This window comes from Chryseobacterium sp. BLS98 (assembly GCF_001045445.1).
Lineage (GTDB): Bacteria > Bacteroidota > Bacteroidia > Flavobacteriales > Weeksellaceae > Chryseobacterium.
In genome coordinates this window covers 866,143-885,032 of record NZ_LFNF01000002.1, presented here as the reverse complement: position 1 = coordinate 885,032, position 18,890 = coordinate 866,143, and the positions used below count along the sequence as shown (strand labels likewise).

The following is an 18,890-nucleotide window of genomic DNA, read 5'->3' as shown; positions in this document are numbered from 1 at the left end:
TCTTTAAAATAAATTAAAATACGTACCTGCTTTAAAAGCAATCATACTTATAATGATAAGCCACAGGCTTACCTCCTGCATCCAGTATTTAGGCAAAAATCTCATCATCCTGCTCAGGATGATGCTTGATGGGAATGCCAGAAGCAGTAAATATTCGTAATTTTTATTCATGTACAGAATAATGGTAACCAGCTGTGCCAGCGAAAATACAAGCAGGAAGGTGTATTTGTACCGGCTTATCGGGCTTTTCTTATTATAGTTTTTAAAGTGGTCGTATACTGCATAAATAAGCATCAGCAGAACAGGAACCAAAGGCAGCAGGTCCGTATAATCCGTCATAGGTCTCATCCTTCCAAACGGGAAATAATCAATATTCCAGGTGGTAAATCGGAAAAAGAACATGATGGAAAAATAACTGAATGCAATCAGTACAATTCCCAAAAGAAACCGGAAGAGATTTAAGCTTATTTTTTGGGAGGTGGCTATTACGTGAACAATCACAAAAAGGGCCATAGGCCAGGTAGTGGGCAGGAAAATAAAGTTCAGTGCCACAATGGCTCCTACCAGGACATAGGATTTCTTCCTTATATCTTCATCAGCACTCGTCAGAAGCAGTAAAAGAAAAGAATTGGTAAGCAGCGAAACGGCAATTCCGATGTCTAGGTTCCCCGGATACAGACCAAAAATAAAAAACGTATATAAAAACAACGGCAGATGCGTCTGATAATTAAGGGCAATACTGTGAAAACAAAAATATCCCAAAGCAATCCCTAGAAAAGTTATTCCGGCGATAATGGCTTCGTAGGTGTTGAAATTCAGTATGTTAAATATTACGACTACTAAAAGAAGAAAACCAATATAAACAGGAATTGAAAAAATATTGCTTTCTTTTGAAAGTAATTTAAACATTTTTTATAAATTTGTACAAAGTTAATTTAAAAAAGGAAAATAATGACGTCTTTCTGGTTATTCTTAAGTAAAGTTTTCAAATTTACATTTGGTTTTTTTGATACATTTGGAAATGTTCTAAACTGGATTTTATTTATCGTTTGCTGTACATTGTTTACCTACTGGTGCTATGTATTGGTAGTAAAACTAAGCGGTGATAAAGATAAAGACTATTATTCTCCAACTGAGGGCAAGCACCCTTATTACGATCCTAAGATCTACAAAAAAGAAGGTTAATTAATTGGTTATATAGTAAAAAACCGATCGGACACTAGTCTGATCGGTTTTTTTATTAACGATTAAAATTTACTTTTTTTAGTCGTGGATAGGAAGTACCAGTACCGGAATGTGGGAATCTTTCGTAAGTCCTTTCGTAAGGCTGCCTACAAATACATCATAAATTCCGCTTCTTCCGTGTGATCCCATGACGATATAATCTGCATTTTTAGCTTTTGCATATTCAAGGATAGTATCCTTTGCGATCCCCTGCTTTAAGAGATGCTCACAATCCACATCATGGGCAACGATTCTCTGCTCAATCTTATTCAGCTGTATCAGCTCATCTCTGATTTCGTTCGCTTCTACCTCAGGAAAATATTGATATCCCATATCACCGATAGCAAAACCTATATCTGAAGGCGCTACGTGAATCAGAAAAATTCTGCCGTTCAACTGTTTTGCAAATTTTACGGCTCCGTCTACAAGCTGTTCTGTTTTGTCCCCAAAATCTACGGGTAGTACAATATTTATCATGACCTTTAATTTTGTATTCTAAAGATAAGAAAAATTGCCGGAATTCTATGTTAAATACTTATAATATTCGAATATCAAGAATTTTATCATCTTGCAGGTAAGCCTCAAGAATATCATTTTCATTAACCTTTCCAACTCCTTTTGGTGTTCCTGTAAAAATAAGATCACCCACTCTCAGTGTAAAATATTGGGAAGCGAAAGCAACGATATCATCAAAACTGAAGATCATGTCTTTTGTATTGCCGTTCTGTACCTCTTCCTTATTTTTCAGCAATGAAAACTGCAGTTCCTGAAGATCAAAATCCTCTTTTCTGAAGAAGTTTCCTACCACAGCAGAGCCGTCAAACCCTTTAGCAAGCTCCCACGGAAGGCCTTTAGATTTAAGCTCGCTCTGAAGATCCCTTGCCGTAAAATCTATTCCAAGGCTGATCTCTTCATAATGCTTGTGGGCCACTTCCTTCCGGATGTATTTTCCTCCTTTTGAAATCTTTAAAACCACTTCCAGCTCATAATGAATATCATTGGAAAATTCCGGGATATAAAAATCATTTCCCTTTAACACTGCTGTGTCAGGTTTCATGAAAATAACCGGTTTTTCAGGAATTTCATTTCCTAATTCCTTTGCATGTTCGCTGTAATTTCTTCCTATACAAATGATTTTCATAATGTTTAATTTATTTATGTTTTATGAGCTCGCCATTGCGAGGAATGTAATGACAAAGCAATCTTTTACTATTCATTATTTTGAATTCTGAACTTAGTTAATGAGTAAATTCATTTCCGCAATAATAGCATACAAACTTTTGACTCGACAAAATGGAGATTCCAAAGAAACTCGTTGCCCTGTCGTCCCTGTAAATATGGTTGGAGCCACATTTCGGGCATACAAAATCAAATTCAGGATGGGCAATGGTATGTTCCACTTCCAGGGAGTAGGCTTCATTATCATTATAATCTTTCATGATCTCTTTTGCCTTTTCCAGGTCATCTTCAAAAACCTGAAGCTGAATGCCGCCTACAGCCTGAGAAAGCAGCCAGTCCGACTGAATCAGCTGTTCGTTGGCGATAAAACCATTAACACCGTTTTCAGCAAGGATCTGCTTATCCCTGTTGGCCTCAAGAGCCGTTTCGTAAAATTTAAAGCGGACCAGATTCGACATTTTCTAGAATTTACTTGAAAGTTGAATTTTTGTAAATATTTTCTTGGTATATAAAGGGAAATCTGCATTCTGAAGCCATCCGTAATATCCCAGATCCTTTTGGAAAACAGCTTTTACAACTTGTCCCTTATACTTTCCGAAGTTGAAAACAGCTTCCGATTTATCGTTATATCCAATAAATCCTGCAAGATCAGCATTCTTATTATGGAAACTGAATTCACTTAAAGGAGCGATCTCATTTGGAATATCGTCATACTTTCCAACCTGAGCATCCAGTACCTCAAAAGTGGCCATCACATCAGCTTCTGCAGAGTGGGCATTTTCCAGGACTTTTCCACAGTAAAACTGGTAGGCAGCCCCTAAGTTTCTGGGTTCCTTTTTATGGAAAATAGTCTGTGCATCCACCAGTTTGAATTTACTCAGATCAAAATCCATCTCCACTCTTAAAAGTTCTTCTGCCAGAAGCGGAACATCAAATCTGTTGGAATTGAATCCTCCCAGATCACTTCCTGAAAGCATTTCCATAATTTTAGGAGCAATTTCCCTGAATGTCGGAGCATCTTTTACGTCTTCGTCATAAATTCCGTGGATCTCGCTGCACTCCTGCGGAATAGGCATTTCCGGGTTGACACGCCATGTTTTGCTTTCTCTTGAGGCGTCCGGATTTACTTTTAAAATACAGATCTCTACAATTTTGTCCTTTCCAATATTGGTTCCTGTAGTTTCAAGGTCAAAAATGCAAAGGGGTTTATGGAGTTTTAAATTCATTTTTTTAATTTGAAAATTTGATAATGTGTTAATTTGAAAATGTGCTGATTTCTAAAGTCTGATATCCGATGTCTGACGTCTGAAATCTAACCCAACTGTTTCTGAAAAACCAGCGACACTGCTATATAATAAATAACAAGCATTGGAATACCAACGATCTGAAATAGAATCAGAATGGCAATTCCGCCGAGTAATAAAATAATTTTCGGATAGTTATCCTGAATCTTTTTGGATTTGAATTTCATCGCCATCATTTTGATCGGGCTGATCAGAAGCCATGAAGTGATAGCAGTCAGTAAAATCAGGAACAATGAATTTTCAAATAAAAATGCAAAAGTTCCTGTTTCTTTAAACGCATAATACAATCCAAACAGCAACACGGTATTGGTAGGGGTATTCAGCCCTTTGAAATAATAACGCTGTTCCTCATCCAGGTTAAAGATAGCCAGTCTGAGACATGAGAAAACCGTCACAAAAATACCGAGGTAGCTGATGGCAAAAGGAAGATGCATGCCCAGAATTTCATTTCCGAACGGTTCCAATGCCTTGTACATCGTAAGACCCGGGATCAGCCCGAAGCTAACCATATCCGCAAGGGAATCCAGCTGAAGCCCCAGATTGGAATTCGATTTTAAAGCTCTGGCTACAAAACCGTCAAAAAAATCAAAAATAGAGGAGAGGATAAGGCAGACCGCAGTAGTCTGGTAATCTCCCAGAATAAGATGTATTGCCCCTACGCATCCGGCAAATAAATTGGCAAGCGTAAGCAGATTGGCAAGATTGTTTTTCATGAAATTCATACCAGCAAAAGTAGGGTTTTTCAGAATTTTAACCTGAAATATTATGAAGGAAAAAATACATTAATACGATTTTGATGTAAATTTGCCGAATGAAATTTTTTAAAGAATTTAGAAAACAAGAAGTTCTGGTGCTTGTATACAGGATTTTCTTAGCATACGTTTTTTATCAGATTGCCCGCCTTTTGTTTTGGTATTTCAATAAAGAACTCATCAAAGTGGATTCCGTTTCAGATTATTTCAGCCTGGCATTTCATGGGACTGCCTTTGATACTACGGCAATTTTATACGTCAATGCCTTATTTATTCTGCTAAGCCTTGTTCCGATTGTTATCAATACTAAGAAAGGTTACCAGACTGTTCTGTTCTGGCTTTATTTCATCACCAATGGTATTGCTTATGCCATGAATTTCGGTGATTTTGTTTACTATAAATTCGCCCAGGCAAGGCTGACCTCCACCGCATTACAGGTTGCCAAGCACGAATCCAATATTTTTAAAGTGTTTACGGTTTCCATTGGGCAGCATCCTTTTGTGCTTATATGGTTCGTTGTTTTGATGGCTCTTTGGGTTTTCCTGTACAAAAAAGTGAAAATTACGGAACAGAAACCGGTAAAACTTATCCCTTACTTTATCTGGTCCATACTGGTTCTTTGCGCGACAGCTGTTTTAGTTGTCGGGGGAATCCGTGGTGACTTCAAGCACAGTACAAGACCCATAAACCTGGTAGATGCCAACCGTTTTGTAGTCAATCCACTTCAGGGGAATATTGTACTGAACAGTACTTTTTCTTTTTTCAGGACTTTGGGAACCAATAATTTTAAAGAAGTTCATTTTGTAGACGAAAAATTTATTGCAGATCATGTTCAGCCTTATAAAATATACGACAGAAAGGTGGAAAACCGTCCCAATATTGTCATTTTTATCGTTGAATCTTTTGGCAGGGAATATTCAGGAGCTTTTAATAAAGATAAAAATATAAACGGCTATGTTTCTTATACCCCATTTATAGACAGTCTTGCCGGCCATAGTTTGATTTTCCCCAATACGTTTGCCAACGGAAGGCAGTCTATCCATGGGATGAGCAGTGTGCTGGCGGGTATTCCAAGTCTTACGGATGCTTTTACAAGCTCACCATATTCCAATCAGAAAATCCAGTCCATTGTTTCGGTTTGTAACGATCTGGGCTACGATACCTCTTTTTATCATGGGGCACCGAACGGATCCATGGGGTTTCTCGGATTTGGGAATATATTAGGTTTTAAGCATTATTTTGGAAAAAATGAATATAATCATGATGAAGATTTCGACGGAATGTGGGCTATATGGGATGAGCCGTTCCTTCAGTATTTTGCAAAAAATGTAGGGAAAAAGCAGCCTTTTATGACTACGGTTTTTACCGCTTCATCACACCACCCGTTCAAAATTCCTGAAAAATATAAAGGAAAGTTTAAAAAAGGAACAATAGAAATGCATGAGCCGATGCAGTATACGGATTATGCCATCAAAAAATATTTTGAAACCGCTAAAAAAGAACCGTGGTTCAATAATACGATCTTCGTTTTCACAGGGGATCATACCAACCAGATTGCTTACGGTGAATATGAAAAAGCCATGAACCGTTTTGCCGTTCCGCTGATATTTTATTCCCCAAATCCACAGTATAATCTTAAAGGTGTGAATCCTGAGGTGGCTCAGCAAATAGATATTTATCCTACGCTGGCAGACCTTATCGGGTACAATAAGCAGATCAGAAGCTGGGGAAGAAGCCTTGTAAGTGACAAACAATACCCTTCTATTATCGTTAATTCAGATGGCAGCACAGAGCAATTCATCATTGGAAACCATATGTACCGTTTCGACGGGAAAGAAATCACAGGAGTATATGAAAAGAATGACCTTGGATTTACCAACAACCTGATGGGAAAATTAAAAACCCCGGAAACAGAAAAAGAAATGCTGACGGCAAAGGCGTGGTATCAGGATTATATGGACCGGGTGATCAACAGGAAGCTTAACTGATATTTAGCCAATGTTTAAACTATTGGTTTTGGTATAAGTGTTGTTATATAATGCGAAGGATAATAAAAGTTTTTGTTTGTTTGAAATTAATTTATATTTTTAGCAGTAAATAGACAGCAAAAATCTTTTATTGGAATTAAAACTATAAAAAATATGAAAAAAGTATTATTAACATTCGTGCTCTCTCTGTTTGGCGTATTATCTTTTGCACAGATTGAAGGGAAGTGGAAGACCATAGATGACGAAACCAAGCAGGCAAAATCTATTGTGGAGATCTATAAAAAGTCAGATGGAAAATATTACGGGAAAGTTTCCCAGCTGCTTATAAAGCCGGCGGATCCCAACTGTACAGGATGTAAGGACGACAGAAAAGGAAAGCCAATTTTAGGAATGGAAATCATCAGAGGATTGAAAAAAGACGGTGATGAGTTTACCGGAGGAACGATTACGGACCCTAAAACAGGTAAAACTTACAAATGTACTATTACAAAAAGTGGCGATAAGCTGAATGTAAGAGGATATATGGGGGTTTCCATCTTAGGAAGGACCCAGATCTGGGACAAAGTAAACTAATTAAGTTTAAATAGAATTGTAAGGCGGTATTTCAGAAATGAGATGCCGTTTTTTATTTTTTTTAATAATGTTCAGGCATAGAAATGGGATAAATAAATGAATGGGCAGAAGAAAAGCCTTTTCGATTAAAGTAATTAAGGCTCTCTACTCAATGAGATGCTTTTTTGTTATGTGTATAATAAAAAAACACTATTTTTGTAGTCTAAATTTTTCAAGAAAATATGGCAGAATATACTTTTCGTGAGGTAATTGCACAGGCAATGAGCGAGGAAATGCGTAAAGACGAATCTATCTACCTGATGGGAGAGGAAGTTGCAGAATATAACGGTGCATACAAAGCCTCTAAAGGAATGCTGGATGAATTTGGTCCTAAAAGAATAATCGATACACCCATTGCTGAACTTGGTTTCACAGGAATCTCTGTAGGAGCGGCAATGAATGGTAACAGGCCAATCGTAGAATTTATGACATTCAATTTCTCTTTGGTAGGAATTGATCAGATTATCAACAACGCAGCAAAAATACGTCAGATGAGTGGTGGACAGTGGAACTGCCCGATCGTTTTCCGTGGTCCTACAGCTTCTGCAGGCCAGTTGGGAGCAACACACTCTCAGGCTTTTGAAGGTTGGTTTGCCAACTGTCCGGGTTTAAAAGTTGTAGTTCCTTCCAATCCATATGATGCGAAAGGATTATTGAAAACAGCCATCCAGGATAATGACCCGGTTATTTTCATGGAATCTGAGCAGATGTATGGGGATAAAATGGAAATTCCTGAAGAAGAATATTACATTCCAATAGGTAAAGCAGATATCAAGAGAGAAGGTACAGACGTTACTTTGGTTTCTTTTGGTAAAATCATGAAGCTGGCTATTCAGGCTGCTGAAGATATGGCTAAAGAAGGAATCTCTGTAGAAGTGATCGACCTTAGAACCGTTCGTCCTCTTGATTTTGATACCGTTTTAGCTTCCGTTAAAAAAACAAACAGACTGGTAATTCTTGAAGAAGCATGGCCATTTGGTTCCATATCTTCTGAAATTACTTATATGGTACAGCAGAAAGCATTTGATTATCTGGATGCACCGATCAAGAGAATTACTACTCCTGATGCGCCTGCCCCATATTCAGCTGCATTATTTGCAGAATGGTTCCCTAAGCTTGAGAAAGTGAAAGAGGAAATCAAAAAAGCGATGTACGTAAAATAACTATTATAGAGAAAAACTTCCGAAAGGAAGTTTTTTCATTTATTATATTCATGAAGAATAGTTCTTGACGTCATAAAATTAGTATAAATTTGCGCGTTTAAAAATAAAGCTGACATGGCAGACCTTACAGAAGATGGTTATCATTTTGACATAAAGAAACTTTCATTCATTGGAGTTTTAGTTTCTCTGGGAATTGTATTCGGAGATATCGGAACATCCCCGCTTTACGTAATGAAAGCGATTGTAAATGCAAAAGACGGAGGCAGCAATATGCCCTTTAACGAATACATTGAAGGAGCCCTTTCATGTATTATCTGGACTCTTACCCTTCAGACGACCATAAAATATGTGATCATTGCTTTAAGGGCTGATAACAAAGGGGAAGGTGGTATCTTGGCTTTATTCTCGCTGGTTAAAAACCTTAAAAAAGGATGGCTGTATCTTATTGCCATCATTGGAGCTGCAGCACTTATCGCAGATGGGGTAATTACACCATCGCTTACGGTAATGTCGGCTATTGAAGGTCTCGAAATATATAACCCCCACACACCTGTAGTACCCATTACTATTGGAATTTTGATTGCAATTTTTGTGGTACAGCAATTTGGGACCAGTTTCATCGGGAAATTTTTTGGACCCGTAATGGTGGTCTGGTTTTTAGTTTTAGGAGGTTTGGGAATGATGCATTTAAGCGAAAATCTCGAGATTTTGAGATCTTTCAACCCTTACTATGCCTACAAGCTTATTGTGAATTCTCCTAGCGCAATTGTCATACTTGGTGCTGTTTTCCTTTGTACAACGGGAGCAGAAGCCCTTTATTCAGACTTAGGGCATTGTGGAGCCAAAAATATAAGAGTAAGCTGGGGATTCGTTAAAATCATGCTTATTCTGAACTATCTTGGACAGGGAGCATGGCTTTTAACCAATCATGGGAAGCCCGGTTTTTCTGTAGTGAATCCATTTTTTGGAATCATGGAAGAATGGATGATCGTTCCGGGAGTAATTCTGGCAACTGCAGCCGCAATTATTGCAAGCCAGGCCTTGATTACAGGTTCATTCACCATTTTCTCCGAGGCAATGTCCCTTAATTTATGGCCTAATCAAAAAATTGATTACCCTTCAGGGGTTAAAGGGCAGATGTATATCCCAAGAATCAACTGGGGACTTCTTATTCTGTGTATTATTGTTGTTCTCCATTTCAGGGAATCAGGTAAAATGGAAGCCGCTTATGGACTTTCCATCACCGTAACCATGCTGATGACAACAGTTCTTTTAATTTTTTGGTTATTGAAACACAGAGTAAGCAAAGTATTGATTGTATTTTTTGCTCTGGTATACATGGCTATTGAACTAGGATTTTTCAGCGCCAATATTATCAAGTTCATGGAAGGCGGCTGGATCACGGTTGTTCTTGCCGGTTCTATCGGAATATCTATGTATGCATGGTATAATGGAAGGCTGATAAAAACCCGATTTATTCAATTTGTGAAAATAGAAAAATATGTTTCCATCCTAAAAGATATGAAGCTGGATGAAACAATTCCAAAATATGCGACCAACCTGGCTTATCTGAGCAGAGCCAAAAGAAATGATGAGGTAGAATCAAAAATTATTTATTCCATCATCAAAAAGCAGCCGAAAAGAGCAGATCATTACTTTATATTAAGTATTGTGAATCAGGAAGATCCATATACTTTCAAATATACGGTAGATGAAATTCTGCCGGGGACAGTGTACAAAATCAACTTCCTTTTAGGATTCAAAGTAGACCGAAGGATCAATGACTATTTTAATATGGTATTGAAAGATCTTATGGCAGAAGGAACCATTCCTTCAAGAAGCAGCCACCCGTCTCTCAGAGCTCATAACATACCGCCGGATCTGAAGTATGTAATTATAGATAATACATATATTAACGATATACTTTTAACTGTTAAACAGAAGATTACCCTCAATATCTACAACTTCGTGAAGTACATCGGAAGTGACGATTTCAAAGCCTGGGGGGTATCTTCACACAACGTAGAAGTGGAATCAGCGCCGATTACCGAGCTTACGGTTTATGACAGCAAGATTGAACAATCCGGCTTCTTCCGTCATAATTCATAAAAAAGTGTCCGTACCATATCATAAGGTCTATTTAAATAAAAATCAATAAATTTGTAGATAATTTTTTTGATGGATACAGTACAAAAAGAAAAAAATATTGCTTTGATCAAGGATGTTTTAAGAAATTACCTTTTAGAAAAGGGTTTCAGAAACACGCCTGAACGATATACGATATTAGAAGAGATTTACAGTATGGATCACCACTTCAATGTGGATGATCTGTACCTTCTTATGATGCAGAAGAAATATCATGTTTCAAAAGCAACCATTTACAACACTATTGAAATTTTCCTTGATGCAGGTTTGATCCGTAAGCATCAGTTTGGAGAAAAAACATTGACCTCTTCATCTTATGAAAAGTCTTATTTTGACAAGCAGCATGACCACCTGGTGATCTACAAAAAAGACTCTGATAAAGAAATTGAGGAAATTATAGAATTCTGTGATCCGAGAATTCAGGGAATCAAAGAAGCAATTGAAGAAGCATTTGGCGTAAATATTGATTCGCATTCGCTGTATTTCTATGGTACCAAGAATGATTAATCAATGAGAATAATCCTTTTTCTGTTCATTTTTATTTCTGCGTTAAGCTCCGCACAGGACAATAAAACTACGCAGATGGATCCTTATATTCAAAATAAAGGAAAATCTTCACCTGCAGTAAGACCTGAAGACAAGGTAAAAATCATCCATTCCGATGAGTTCAGAAAAGATACCAAGTACGAAGGAAACCAGTACATGGTGGGTCATGTTCAGATAGAGCATCAGGGATCTGTTCTCTATGCTGATGAAGTAATTCTTTACAACGACCAGAGTTTGGTAAAAGCTATTGGTAATGCAAAGCTTCAGAATGCAGACGGTTCCGTGATTACCGCCAATGAAATGGAATATAATGGAGTAACCCAGAAAGGGGTTGCCAAAAAAGATGTGGTTCTTACCGATCCTAAACAGACCATTAAAACAGATATCCTGTACTATGACAGGCTGGCCAATCAGGCCTACTTCAATACCGGAGGAACAATTTCTGACGGGCAGAATATAATGTATACCAAATCTGCCACCTATTTCCTCAATACCAAAATGATTGATTTCGTTGGGAATGTGAAAATTGACAATCCTGATTATATCATTGAAGGTCCCAATATCAAGCAAAACCAGAATACAAAGGTGGCTGAGTTCTTTGGACCTACAACAATCACCAACCGGGCCAATCCTAAAAACCGTATTTACACCGAAAGAGGAACTTACAGGATGGATACGAAGGAAGCTTTTCTCAATAAAAATTCAAAGATTTTTTATAACGATAAAATCCTTACAGGGGATGATATGTATTTCAATAATACGACAGGATTCGGGACAGCAACCGGAAACGTTACCTTGGACGACCCTCTGGAAAAAAGATATATCAAAGGCGGTTACGGAGAAGTTTTTCAGAAGAAAGATTCTGCTATGATGACTAAAGGCCCGTATGCAGTTAAAATCATGGAAAAAGATTCCATTTATTTTGCAGCAGAAAAAATCCTTTCCTATCAAAAGCCTGACCCAGCAGACATAACGGTAAAGAAAAGCTTTTTAAGAGCTTACAAAAAGGCACGTATCTTTAAATCAAATGCCCAGGGAAGAGCAGATTCTATTGCTTTCAATGAAACAGATGGAATCATGCATATGTATACGCATCCTATTCTTTGGAGTGGTGAGAAACAGGTAACCGGTGACAAAGTTGAGGCCTATTTTAATACCAAAACCGAAAATATAGATTCCCTCAAAGTCATTGGAAATGCCTTTGCCATCAGTAAAGTAGACTCATTAAACCTTAAAGATGAATTCAACCAGGTAAAAGGAAAATTCATGACGGTCTATTATGAGAATAATGATATCAAAGAAGCCAGGGTAGTAGGGAACGCACAGTCTATTGTTTATGTAGATGATGTGGATCAGGAAACAAAACAGCCCCAGAGAATCGGAATTACACTTTCTACCTGTGGGATTATAGGAGCGTTATTTGAACAAAGAGGTTTACAGATCATATCATGCAGTATTGCAGCCAATTCTGATACCTATCCTATGAGTAAGATAGAACCGGAGAAAAGAAAATTCTCTGATTTCAACTGGAATACCAAAGACCGGATCAGAAAATGGCAGGATATTCTTGTTGACAGCCCTAATTATGAAGAAATAAAGTATTCTGCTGATAATGAGTTGTTTAATCAGGCTCAGGAAGCCATAGACAAGGAAAGAGCAAAAGAAGAAGCGAAAAAGCCTAAAAGGGTAAGAAAATAAAATCATATTTTTTTCAAGAAAACAATAAATCACCATTTTTTAACAAGGAAATGGTGATTTATTATTTATAATTATACGGAAAAGAGTTCAAAATTAACATAAAATAGTTCTTTTTTTGAAATTTTAGGCCCATTCACATGATCTGAATAGCCTATTAAATCTATATTTTTATTATATGTTTTTTTATTTACACTAATTTTTATCAAATGATATGATTTAAGTTGAAAATATTTCTAAATTTATAATACCAAGAATGATAAAAAAATTTAGAAATGAAAATCAAGTATTTCCTCTTGGCTCTTATTTTTTGCTTTATAAGAGTCAGCGCACAGGTTGGGATTGCGAAAGCTCCCGGTTTTCAGCCTGACACAAGAACCCTCTTACATGTAAAACAAGATGATAATGCAGCCAGGATGCCCAGGTCAAACACGGCTTCAGCGCTGCCTGTATCTGCTACCGGTACCACAGGAAACGGAACCCAGAGTTCTGTTATTTTCAACAGGGAAACCGGAAGTATTGTTCAGAATGACGGTACAGCTTGGAAAATTTCAGATCCCATTGTAACGGCTCTGAAGAATAACAAAATGGCACGTTTTATAAGAAGTGCTGTAGTGACAGCAGATTGCGGAACGTGTGGGTTGGGATGTGGAGGAGTCAATAGGCTTTGTCCACAGGCGGGAGGAGCTATGGATGTTCCTTTTACAAGTGCCAGCCCCAGTTATAATGATATCTCGTCGGATGTTTCCCTTGCATCGGCTACAAGTAATGTCATTAATATCAAGACAAGGGGTTTGTATAAAATTTCTTTCAAAAGCGGTGCTATAGATGTTAATACACCGGCTTTATGTGTAGGAGTAACAATTAACCTATACTCAAAGGTTGATCTGGAAACAAGTACTGCAGCAGCGCCTACAACCTGGAGACCTATTACCAATAATACGAGCAGCTCTACCAGCGGTGCATTATCTCTGGGAAGTATAAATCCGACAGCCATTGATGTGGGGCAATCATTAGTGCTTACTTATATAGGCAGCTTTGAAGCAGGTGACAATTTAAGACTTAGATTTTACGGAAACCAGAACATTGGAACAGGAGTCTGTACCGGTATCATTGGAGGGAATGTAATGTCTTTTTCAATGAATACTACAGGAAACGGAGTATCAGAAATTATTGTTGAAAAAATAAATATGCAATAAGATGAAAAAGACATTGTTAATTTTAGTGCTTTTATTTCAATATGGTTTAAATGCACAAGTCGTGATTGGAGACAATATTGCCAGTAATCAGAATATACTAAAAATAAAAGATGGAACAAGAGGGGTAATATTGCCCTATTCCAATACTTATACTTCGTTCCCTAAATATGATGCTGCATCAACAGATCTCTTCAGTGATTATCCTAACCTTGTAGGTGGGCTTATCTATAACAAGGCTGACGATCAGTATTATAAATACGATGGTTATGCCTGGAACCCTGCAAGACAGATACAGGGAATCTTTCAGCCTAAAGGTTCGAGATTGGGAATTTCTTCAGGAATTACAATACCCTGCCTGGCCTTTGGTCTTGGAATATGCCTTTCTGTAGGGTCTCCCCAGTATCTTGCACCGGATGATAAAAGCCAGGTTCTTGTTGATAACCTTCTTCTGAAAAATGCAAGCTCGGTAACGATAAAACAAAATGGCATGTATGACGTAGCAGCAGCTCTGGGTTTTACCGGTGGAAGTTTGGGGGCTCAGATAGGTGTTACAGAATTTAAACTGACATTACAGGTTAAATATACACCAGCTTCAGCTTGGGAAACTATTGTAACCAAGAGCAATTACTCTATTATATTTATTGTTGATACTCAGGCAAGTAAAACGTCCAGTTTTGCTCAAACCATATCCTTACCTGCGGGTGCAGAGCTGAGAGTTGTTCCTACTATAACAACAATTGGTGGATCAGGGGGATCTCTGGCTGCCTACGGTACAGATTCAAGTTCTATAAACTCATATATTGGAGCACGTTTAATTAAAGCCTATTAATAATGAAAAAATATATATTCTGCCTGTTACTGTTTGCATTAAACATGTACAGTGCACAAGTTAATTTTACAAATATACCCAACCCTGATTCTAATGCCAATGGTAACGATCAGGTAATGATGTATATAACCAATGCAAATGAAGCGACCGGAGTTAAAGGTTTTGGTTTACCAGCTGTGGAAACCGCCACCGACTTACCTTATACCGGGGTAAATGCTCCCGCCACAAGGATAGAAGTCTTAAGAGGCATGCTTATATTTGTGAAAAGTACAGGTCAGGTCATGGTATTTGACGGGCTTGTGTGGAGCAAAGCCTTTGAAATTGAATCTGATAATATTTCCAGGTTTACGATAAACCCTGTAAGTACAACTTCAGGTGCTGTAATGCTTCCTATTAATTCCTTAATTGATAAACCCAATTTTTTAGCAGATCCGTTAAAGCTTAAAACAAATGTTCCCACAACAGGGGCAGATCTGAACAGGATTTATATCCGTCAAAGCGGTTTATACAGAATTAACGTAAGCCTGAACTTTACAGGGGCTGCAGGTACATTTAGCAGCAGATTGGGAGCAAGTTTATATGTCAACGATGCCAAGAGATTCCAGCTTTTGGAAAATGCCGTAAATTTTGACGGTACAGTCAGAAAAATAAGCCTGGATTTCTCAGTATATGCTGTTCAGGGACAGTATATTACTTTGGAGGCGATTTCTGAAGTCGGTAGCACAACGGCTTATAATGTAATAAACAACAGTTACGTAACGGTCGAAAAAGTACTTTAAATAGAATGTTGATTTTAATACTGTTGCCCTTAGAATTCTAAGGGCAATTTTTTTATTAAGGGCCGATAATTTCTGCATGTGCTGAATCTTTTTTAGCTTTGCTGAAAATTTTCGAAACAATGGAAATGCACAAAGACTTTTTTATATATCAGGCACAGACTACGAAATTTGCAGCAGGTTTTGAAGTTGAAAAAGCAGAAGGAAGCTATATCTATGGAACAGATGGCAGAAAATATCTGGATTTTGTAGCAGGTGTTTCTGCCAATACTTTAGGGCATTCGCATCCTAAAGTGGTGCAAGCCATCAAAGAACAGGCAGACAAATACCTCCATGTAATGGTCTACGGGGAATATGCACAGGAAAAACCTATAGCATTATGTAAACTTCTGGCAGAAGCTACCCCGGACCCGCTTGAAATTACTTATCTCGTTAACAGCGGTGCGGAAGCGATCGATGGAAGCCTTAAACTAGCCAAAAGGTATACAGGAAGAGAAGAAATTGTTTCCTTTAAAAACTCTTATCACGGGAATACCCATGGAGCCCTGAGTGTGTCCGGTAATGAAACCCATAAAAGAGAATTTCGTCCATTGCTGCCGATGGTCAGTTTTATAGAATTCAACAACGAAAATGATCTGGATAAAATTACAGATAAGACTGCCTGTGTAATTCTTGAAACCATTCAGGGAGCAGCAGGGTTTTTAGTGCCGGAAGGTGATTATTTGATTAAGCTTAAAAGAAGATGTGAAGAAGTAGGAGCACTTCTGATCCTCGACGAAATTCAGCCTGGTTTTGGCCGAACCGGTAAATTATTCTCTTTCGAGCATTTCGGAATTGTTCCCGATATCCTTGTTATGGGCAAGGGAATGGGCGGTGGAGTACCTGTAGGTGCTTTTATGAGTTCCAGAAAAATCATGGAAACATTGTCGCATTCCCCAAAATTAGGACATATTACAACATTCGGAGGTAATCCCCTGATTGCTGCTGCCAGCTATGCCACTTTGAAAGAAGTTCTCGAAAGTGGGCTGATGGATGAAACCGCCGAAAAGGAAAAGCTGTTCAGAGAACTTCTGGTACATCCCAAAATCAAAAATATCAACGGGAAGGGGCTTATGCTTGCCGTTAATCTGGGAACACCCGAATATACCCTGCAAGCAGCTAAAAAATGCATGGAAAAAGGGCTTATTGTATTCTGGCAGCTCTACAGAAACGAGTATATGAGAATCTCACCACCCCTGACCATTTCTATGGACGAAATCAGACGGGGATGCCAGATCATTCTTGATGTCTTAAACGAAAAATAAATCAAAAAATCTCTCTTGAAAGGAGAGTTTTTTTATGGGCTGCATGGCAGTTTCAGGTTCTGAAATTAGATTCAATATAGATTTAAAATCTGTGATAAATATCATGAAGATTGTTTAAAAAAATAACCGCTTTTTAGTGTAATAAAAAAATTAATTTATATATTGCGGGACGATAAAAACAAAGATTATATGGCGAAACATAAAGTCCATTACGAATTTCCAATGCATTGTTTATCAGAGATTTTATACGAATATCTGGCGACGGCAGAGGGGTTATCTGAATGGTTTGCGGATGAGGTAACAGAAAAAGGCGATGACTTCTTTTTTAGCTGGGGCGGAGGACCTGCCGAAAAGGCCACTTTGATCAGATATAAGCCGGAAGGTTTCGTACGTTTTAGATGGGAAGAAGATGAAGGGACTAAAAACTTCTTTGAAATGACGATTACAATAGACGATATTACAGAAGACCTGGCTCTCAATATTACAGATTTTTGTGAAGAAGGGGACGAGCAGGAGAATGCACTGTATTGGGAGAACCTTATAGAAAACCTTAGAATAAAATTAGGTGCGGCATAAGCCGGATACTATGACATGGTAAAACTGATGAACGATTTATCGTTCATTATTTTTTTATAAATAAATCACTTCAAAAATTGGAAAATCAATATTTTACATCAGACGGGTTAAATGTAAAGAACAGAGCGTTTCTTTTAGGCGACGCAGTGAAGGTTTCTTTCTTTGTAAGAAACGGTAAACTGATCATGGATGAAGAATGCTATTTCTTCTTAATGGCATCCATGCGGAAAATAAGGATGAATATTCCGCTTACCTATACATTGGAGTTTTTCCAGACCCTTTTTCATCAGGATGTTATCGATGGTAAAGGAATAAAAAACGGGATTATCAATTTTCAGGTTTTCAGGAATAATGATGCAGTAACGGTTTCAAAATCTTCCATATCCTATTTTTATGAAGTAACGGAATCAGAAGATGTGCTTGCGGTTCATCACAGGCCGTTAGAAATGGATCTTATCAAGGAAATCAATGTAAATAATAACCTGTTGAGTAATATCAGGGTTCACTGTCCGGAAAACATTTATGGAGGTATTTATGCAGAAGAAAATGATCTGGATGATGTGATTCTGCTGAATCCCAACAAACGGATTGCGCGTACCACTTCCGGAAACCTTTTATTTCTGGAAGGAAACGTCATTAAAGTTCCTAAGCAGTCCGAGGGAGCATACATCTCTCCTTTCATGGAAAACTTCGTTACTTTTTTACATAAAAATAACCTGGCAGATATTCAGGAGCATGAAATCATTGCTTTTGAATCACAAAAAGCCGAAGAGATTTTAATGATCTCCGACGAGAAAGGCATATTTTCTGTAGGTAAAATAAGAAATAAAACTTTTGAAAGCTCCCGCTTTAAAGAAATGGTGGAAAGCTGGAAAAATAGTTTTGAATAATTGACAAACCCGGTAAACAACAAAGTACCCAAGTCCTTTACCGGGTTTTATTCTGAATAAATCAGAAATTGTTTCTTTATTTAATATTCACGGATAATTTCTGTGAATTTTTGTGCGATTTCTTTCTGTCCGTTTTCACTCGTTATATATTCTCTGTCCTTTGTATTGTTGATGAAGCCAAGCTCTACCAATACTGCAGGCGATTTTGTTTCTCTCAACATGTGAAGATTTTTTTCTTCAATTTTGCGGACATCAAATTTTTTAGAGATTTTTTCAGCAAGTTTTTTTGAATTTTCAGTATTCTGAATATATACTTCGGTGCCCTGTTTGGGAGTTTCCTTTTGAGGACTGTTATTCATGTGAAGGGAAATGACCATTTCAGGATTAAGCTTGTTGATCATATCAGTTCTCTCCTGAAGGCTTGGATACGTGTCAGAATCTCTTGTTAATACCACTTCATACTGATCCTGATTCTCATTCAGTTTCTGGATCTGTTTGGCGATATTGATGGTAATCTCTTTTTCAGAGAACTTTTCAAAAACCGTTCCCATGTCATTTCCGCCGTGTCCGGCATCTATAACGATATATTTTTTGTTGATGGGAGTGAATGATAAAAATGAGGCGGAAAAGGCTCCTAAAGCAAGTAGTTTGATTCCTTTCATTTCAGTGATTTTTGGTTTTTCAAATAACGGGAATTCTTTCTTTAAA

20 protein-coding genes are annotated in these 18,890 nt (G+C 37.7%); 13 read left to right on the top strand and 7 right to left on the bottom strand.

Translation table 11 applies throughout. From position 1 onward, the window contains the following. Positions 1–3: 3 nt before the first annotated feature. A complete protein-coding gene (locus tag ACM40_RS09035) occupies positions 4–909 on the bottom strand; it encodes a DUF6427 family protein (protein ID WP_048502476.1) in 906 nt (301 codons plus the stop codon). Positions 910–951: 42 nt separating this feature from the next. Between ACM40_RS09035 and ACM40_RS09030 the strand changes: the two genes are divergently transcribed. After that, positions 952–1,185 (top strand): DUF6341 family protein, encoded by a 234-nt coding sequence (locus ACM40_RS09030; protein WP_040998117.1) that lies wholly within the window; start codon positions 952–954, stop codon positions 1,183–1,185. Positions 1,186–1,263: 78 nt separating this feature from the next. On the opposite strand, the gene ACM40_RS09025 is transcribed toward ACM40_RS09030, so the two are convergent. The 5 genes from ACM40_RS09025 to ACM40_RS09005 form a co-directional block, all read right to left on the bottom strand. Next, entirely contained in the window at positions 1,264–1,701 is a 438-nt protein-coding gene (locus ACM40_RS09025; RefSeq protein ID WP_048502475.1) for a universal stress protein, read from the bottom strand. 58 nt (positions 1,702–1,759) lie between these two features. Beyond that, positions 1,760–2,365 carry a fumarylacetoacetate hydrolase family protein gene (locus ACM40_RS09020; RefSeq protein WP_048502474.1) on the bottom strand — a complete coding sequence of 202 codons (606 nt, stop codon included), beginning with the start codon at positions 2,363–2,365 and terminating at the stop codon, positions 1,760–1,762. 97 nt (positions 2,366–2,462) lie between these two features. After that, positions 2,463–2,861, bottom strand: coding sequence for a putative signal transducing protein (locus ACM40_RS09015; RefSeq protein ID WP_048502473.1), 399 nt, complete (start codon positions 2,859–2,861; stop codon positions 2,463–2,465). Positions 2,862–2,864: 3 nt separating this feature from the next. After that, positions 2,865–3,629 (bottom strand): 3'-5' exonuclease, encoded by a 765-nt coding sequence (locus tag ACM40_RS09010; RefSeq protein ID WP_048502472.1) that lies wholly within the window; start codon positions 3,627–3,629, stop codon positions 2,865–2,867. An 86-nt stretch (positions 3,630–3,715) separates the two neighbouring features. After that, complete coding sequence (locus tag ACM40_RS09005) at positions 3,716–4,429, bottom strand: CDP-alcohol phosphatidyltransferase family protein (protein WP_048502471.1); 714 nt, start codon at positions 4,427–4,429, stop codon at positions 3,716–3,718. 89 nt (positions 4,430–4,518) lie between these two features. Here ACM40_RS09005 and ACM40_RS09000 point away from each other — a divergent pair, with 89 nt between their 5' ends. The 12 genes from ACM40_RS09000 to ACM40_RS08945 all read left to right on the top strand — a co-directional run bounded on the left by ACM40_RS09000 (position 4,519) and on the right by ACM40_RS08945 (position 18,182). After that, positions 4,519–6,447 carry an LTA synthase family protein gene (locus tag ACM40_RS09000; RefSeq protein ID WP_048502470.1) on the top strand — a complete coding sequence of 643 codons (1,929 nt, stop codon included), beginning with the start codon at positions 4,519–4,521 and terminating at the stop codon, positions 6,445–6,447. A gap of 153 nt (positions 6,448–6,600) precedes the next feature. Then, positions 6,601–7,020, top strand: coding sequence for a DUF2147 domain-containing protein (locus ACM40_RS08995; RefSeq protein WP_040998107.1), 420 nt, complete (start codon positions 6,601–6,603; stop codon positions 7,018–7,020). A gap of 221 nt (positions 7,021–7,241) precedes the next feature. Beyond that, positions 7,242–8,222: a pyruvate dehydrogenase complex E1 component subunit beta gene (locus tag ACM40_RS08990; RefSeq protein WP_048502469.1), complete on the top strand. Its 981-nt coding sequence runs from the start codon at positions 7,242–7,244 to the stop codon at positions 8,220–8,222. A 114-nt stretch (positions 8,223–8,336) separates the two neighbouring features. Further along, on the top strand, positions 8,337–10,331 hold the full coding sequence (locus ACM40_RS08985; RefSeq protein ID WP_048502468.1) for a KUP/HAK/KT family potassium transporter: 1,995 nt from the start codon (positions 8,337–8,339) through the stop codon (positions 10,329–10,331). 69 nt (positions 10,332–10,400) lie between these two features. Continuing rightward, positions 10,401–10,874: a Fur family transcriptional regulator gene (locus ACM40_RS08980; RefSeq protein WP_040998101.1), complete on the top strand. Its 474-nt coding sequence runs from the start codon at positions 10,401–10,403 to the stop codon at positions 10,872–10,874. Between the two features lie 3 nt (positions 10,875–10,877). Beyond that, positions 10,878–12,611, top strand: a complete 1,734-nt coding sequence (locus ACM40_RS08975) for an OstA-like protein (protein WP_053077106.1) — start codon at positions 10,878–10,880, stop codon at positions 12,609–12,611. 272 nt (positions 12,612–12,883) lie between these two features. Beyond that, entirely contained in the window at positions 12,884–13,807 is a 924-nt protein-coding gene (locus ACM40_RS08970; protein ID WP_048502467.1) for a hypothetical protein, read from the top strand. A gap of 1 nt (position 13,808) precedes the next feature. Continuing rightward, the gene (locus ACM40_RS08965; protein ID WP_048502466.1) at positions 13,809–14,636 is read left to right on the top strand and encodes a hypothetical protein; all 828 of its coding nucleotides are present in this window, start codon (positions 13,809–13,811) and stop codon (positions 14,634–14,636) included. A 2-nt stretch (positions 14,637–14,638) separates the two neighbouring features. Then, entirely contained in the window at positions 14,639–15,415 is a 777-nt protein-coding gene (locus ACM40_RS08960) for a hypothetical protein (protein WP_048502465.1), read from the top strand. A 125-nt stretch (positions 15,416–15,540) separates the two neighbouring features. Beyond that, the gene (locus ACM40_RS08955) at positions 15,541–16,716 is read left to right on the top strand and encodes an aspartate aminotransferase family protein (RefSeq protein ID WP_048502873.1); all 1,176 of its coding nucleotides are present in this window, start codon (positions 15,541–15,543) and stop codon (positions 16,714–16,716) included. A 189-nt stretch (positions 16,717–16,905) separates the two neighbouring features. Then, positions 16,906–17,292: an START-like domain-containing protein gene (locus ACM40_RS08950; protein ID WP_040998091.1), complete on the top strand. Its 387-nt coding sequence runs from the start codon at positions 16,906–16,908 to the stop codon at positions 17,290–17,292. 77 nt (positions 17,293–17,369) lie between these two features. Continuing rightward, entirely contained in the window at positions 17,370–18,182 is an 813-nt protein-coding gene (locus ACM40_RS08945; RefSeq protein WP_048502464.1) for an aminotransferase class IV, read from the top strand. 80 nt (positions 18,183–18,262) lie between these two features. On the opposite strand, the gene ACM40_RS08940 is transcribed toward ACM40_RS08945, so the two are convergent. Then, the gene (locus ACM40_RS08940; protein ID WP_048502463.1) at positions 18,263–18,844 is read right to left on the bottom strand and encodes an N-acetylmuramoyl-L-alanine amidase; all 582 of its coding nucleotides are present in this window, start codon (positions 18,842–18,844) and stop codon (positions 18,263–18,265) included. Positions 18,845–18,890: the final 46 nt, after the last annotated feature.

Coding starts and splice junctions, on each gene's coding strand:
- ACM40_RS09035 (WP_048502476.1), bottom strand. CDS start 909: ATGTTTAAATTACTTTCAAAAGAAAGCAATATTTTTTCAATTCCTGTT.
- ACM40_RS09030 (WP_040998117.1), top strand. CDS start 952: ATGACGTCTTTCTGGTTATTCTTAAGTAAAGTTTTCAAATTTACATTT.
- ACM40_RS09025 (WP_048502475.1), bottom strand. CDS start 1,701: ATGATAAATATTGTACTACCCGTAGATTTTGGGGACAAAACAGAACAG.
- ACM40_RS09020 (WP_048502474.1), bottom strand. CDS start 2,365: ATGAAAATCATTTGTATAGGAAGAAATTACAGCGAACATGCAAAGGAA.
- ACM40_RS09015 (WP_048502473.1), bottom strand. CDS start 2,861: ATGTCGAATCTGGTCCGCTTTAAATTTTACGAAACGGCTCTTGAGGCC.
- ACM40_RS09010 (WP_048502472.1), bottom strand. CDS start 3,629: ATGAATTTAAAACTCCATAAACCCCTTTGCATTTTTGACCTTGAAACT.
- ACM40_RS09005 (WP_048502471.1), bottom strand. CDS start 4,429: ATGAATTTCATGAAAAACAATCTTGCCAATCTGCTTACGCTTGCCAAT.
- ACM40_RS09000 (WP_048502470.1), top strand. CDS start 4,519: ATGAAATTTTTTAAAGAATTTAGAAAACAAGAAGTTCTGGTGCTTGTA.
- ACM40_RS08995 (WP_040998107.1), top strand. CDS start 6,601: ATGAAAAAAGTATTATTAACATTCGTGCTCTCTCTGTTTGGCGTATTA.
- ACM40_RS08990 (WP_048502469.1), top strand. CDS start 7,242: ATGGCAGAATATACTTTTCGTGAGGTAATTGCACAGGCAATGAGCGAG.
- ACM40_RS08985 (WP_048502468.1), top strand. CDS start 8,337: ATGGCAGACCTTACAGAAGATGGTTATCATTTTGACATAAAGAAACTT.
- ACM40_RS08980 (WP_040998101.1), top strand. CDS start 10,401: ATGGATACAGTACAAAAAGAAAAAAATATTGCTTTGATCAAGGATGTT.
- ACM40_RS08975 (WP_053077106.1), top strand. CDS start 10,878: ATGAGAATAATCCTTTTTCTGTTCATTTTTATTTCTGCGTTAAGCTCC.
- ACM40_RS08970 (WP_048502467.1), top strand. CDS start 12,884: ATGAAAATCAAGTATTTCCTCTTGGCTCTTATTTTTTGCTTTATAAGA.
- ACM40_RS08965 (WP_048502466.1), top strand. CDS start 13,809: ATGAAAAAGACATTGTTAATTTTAGTGCTTTTATTTCAATATGGTTTA.
- ACM40_RS08960 (WP_048502465.1), top strand. CDS start 14,639: ATGAAAAAATATATATTCTGCCTGTTACTGTTTGCATTAAACATGTAC.
- ACM40_RS08955 (WP_048502873.1), top strand. CDS start 15,541: ATGCACAAAGACTTTTTTATATATCAGGCACAGACTACGAAATTTGCA.
- ACM40_RS08950 (WP_040998091.1), top strand. CDS start 16,906: ATGGCGAAACATAAAGTCCATTACGAATTTCCAATGCATTGTTTATCA.
- ACM40_RS08940 (WP_048502463.1), bottom strand. CDS start 18,844: ATGAAAGGAATCAAACTACTTGCTTTAGGAGCCTTTTCCGCCTCATTT.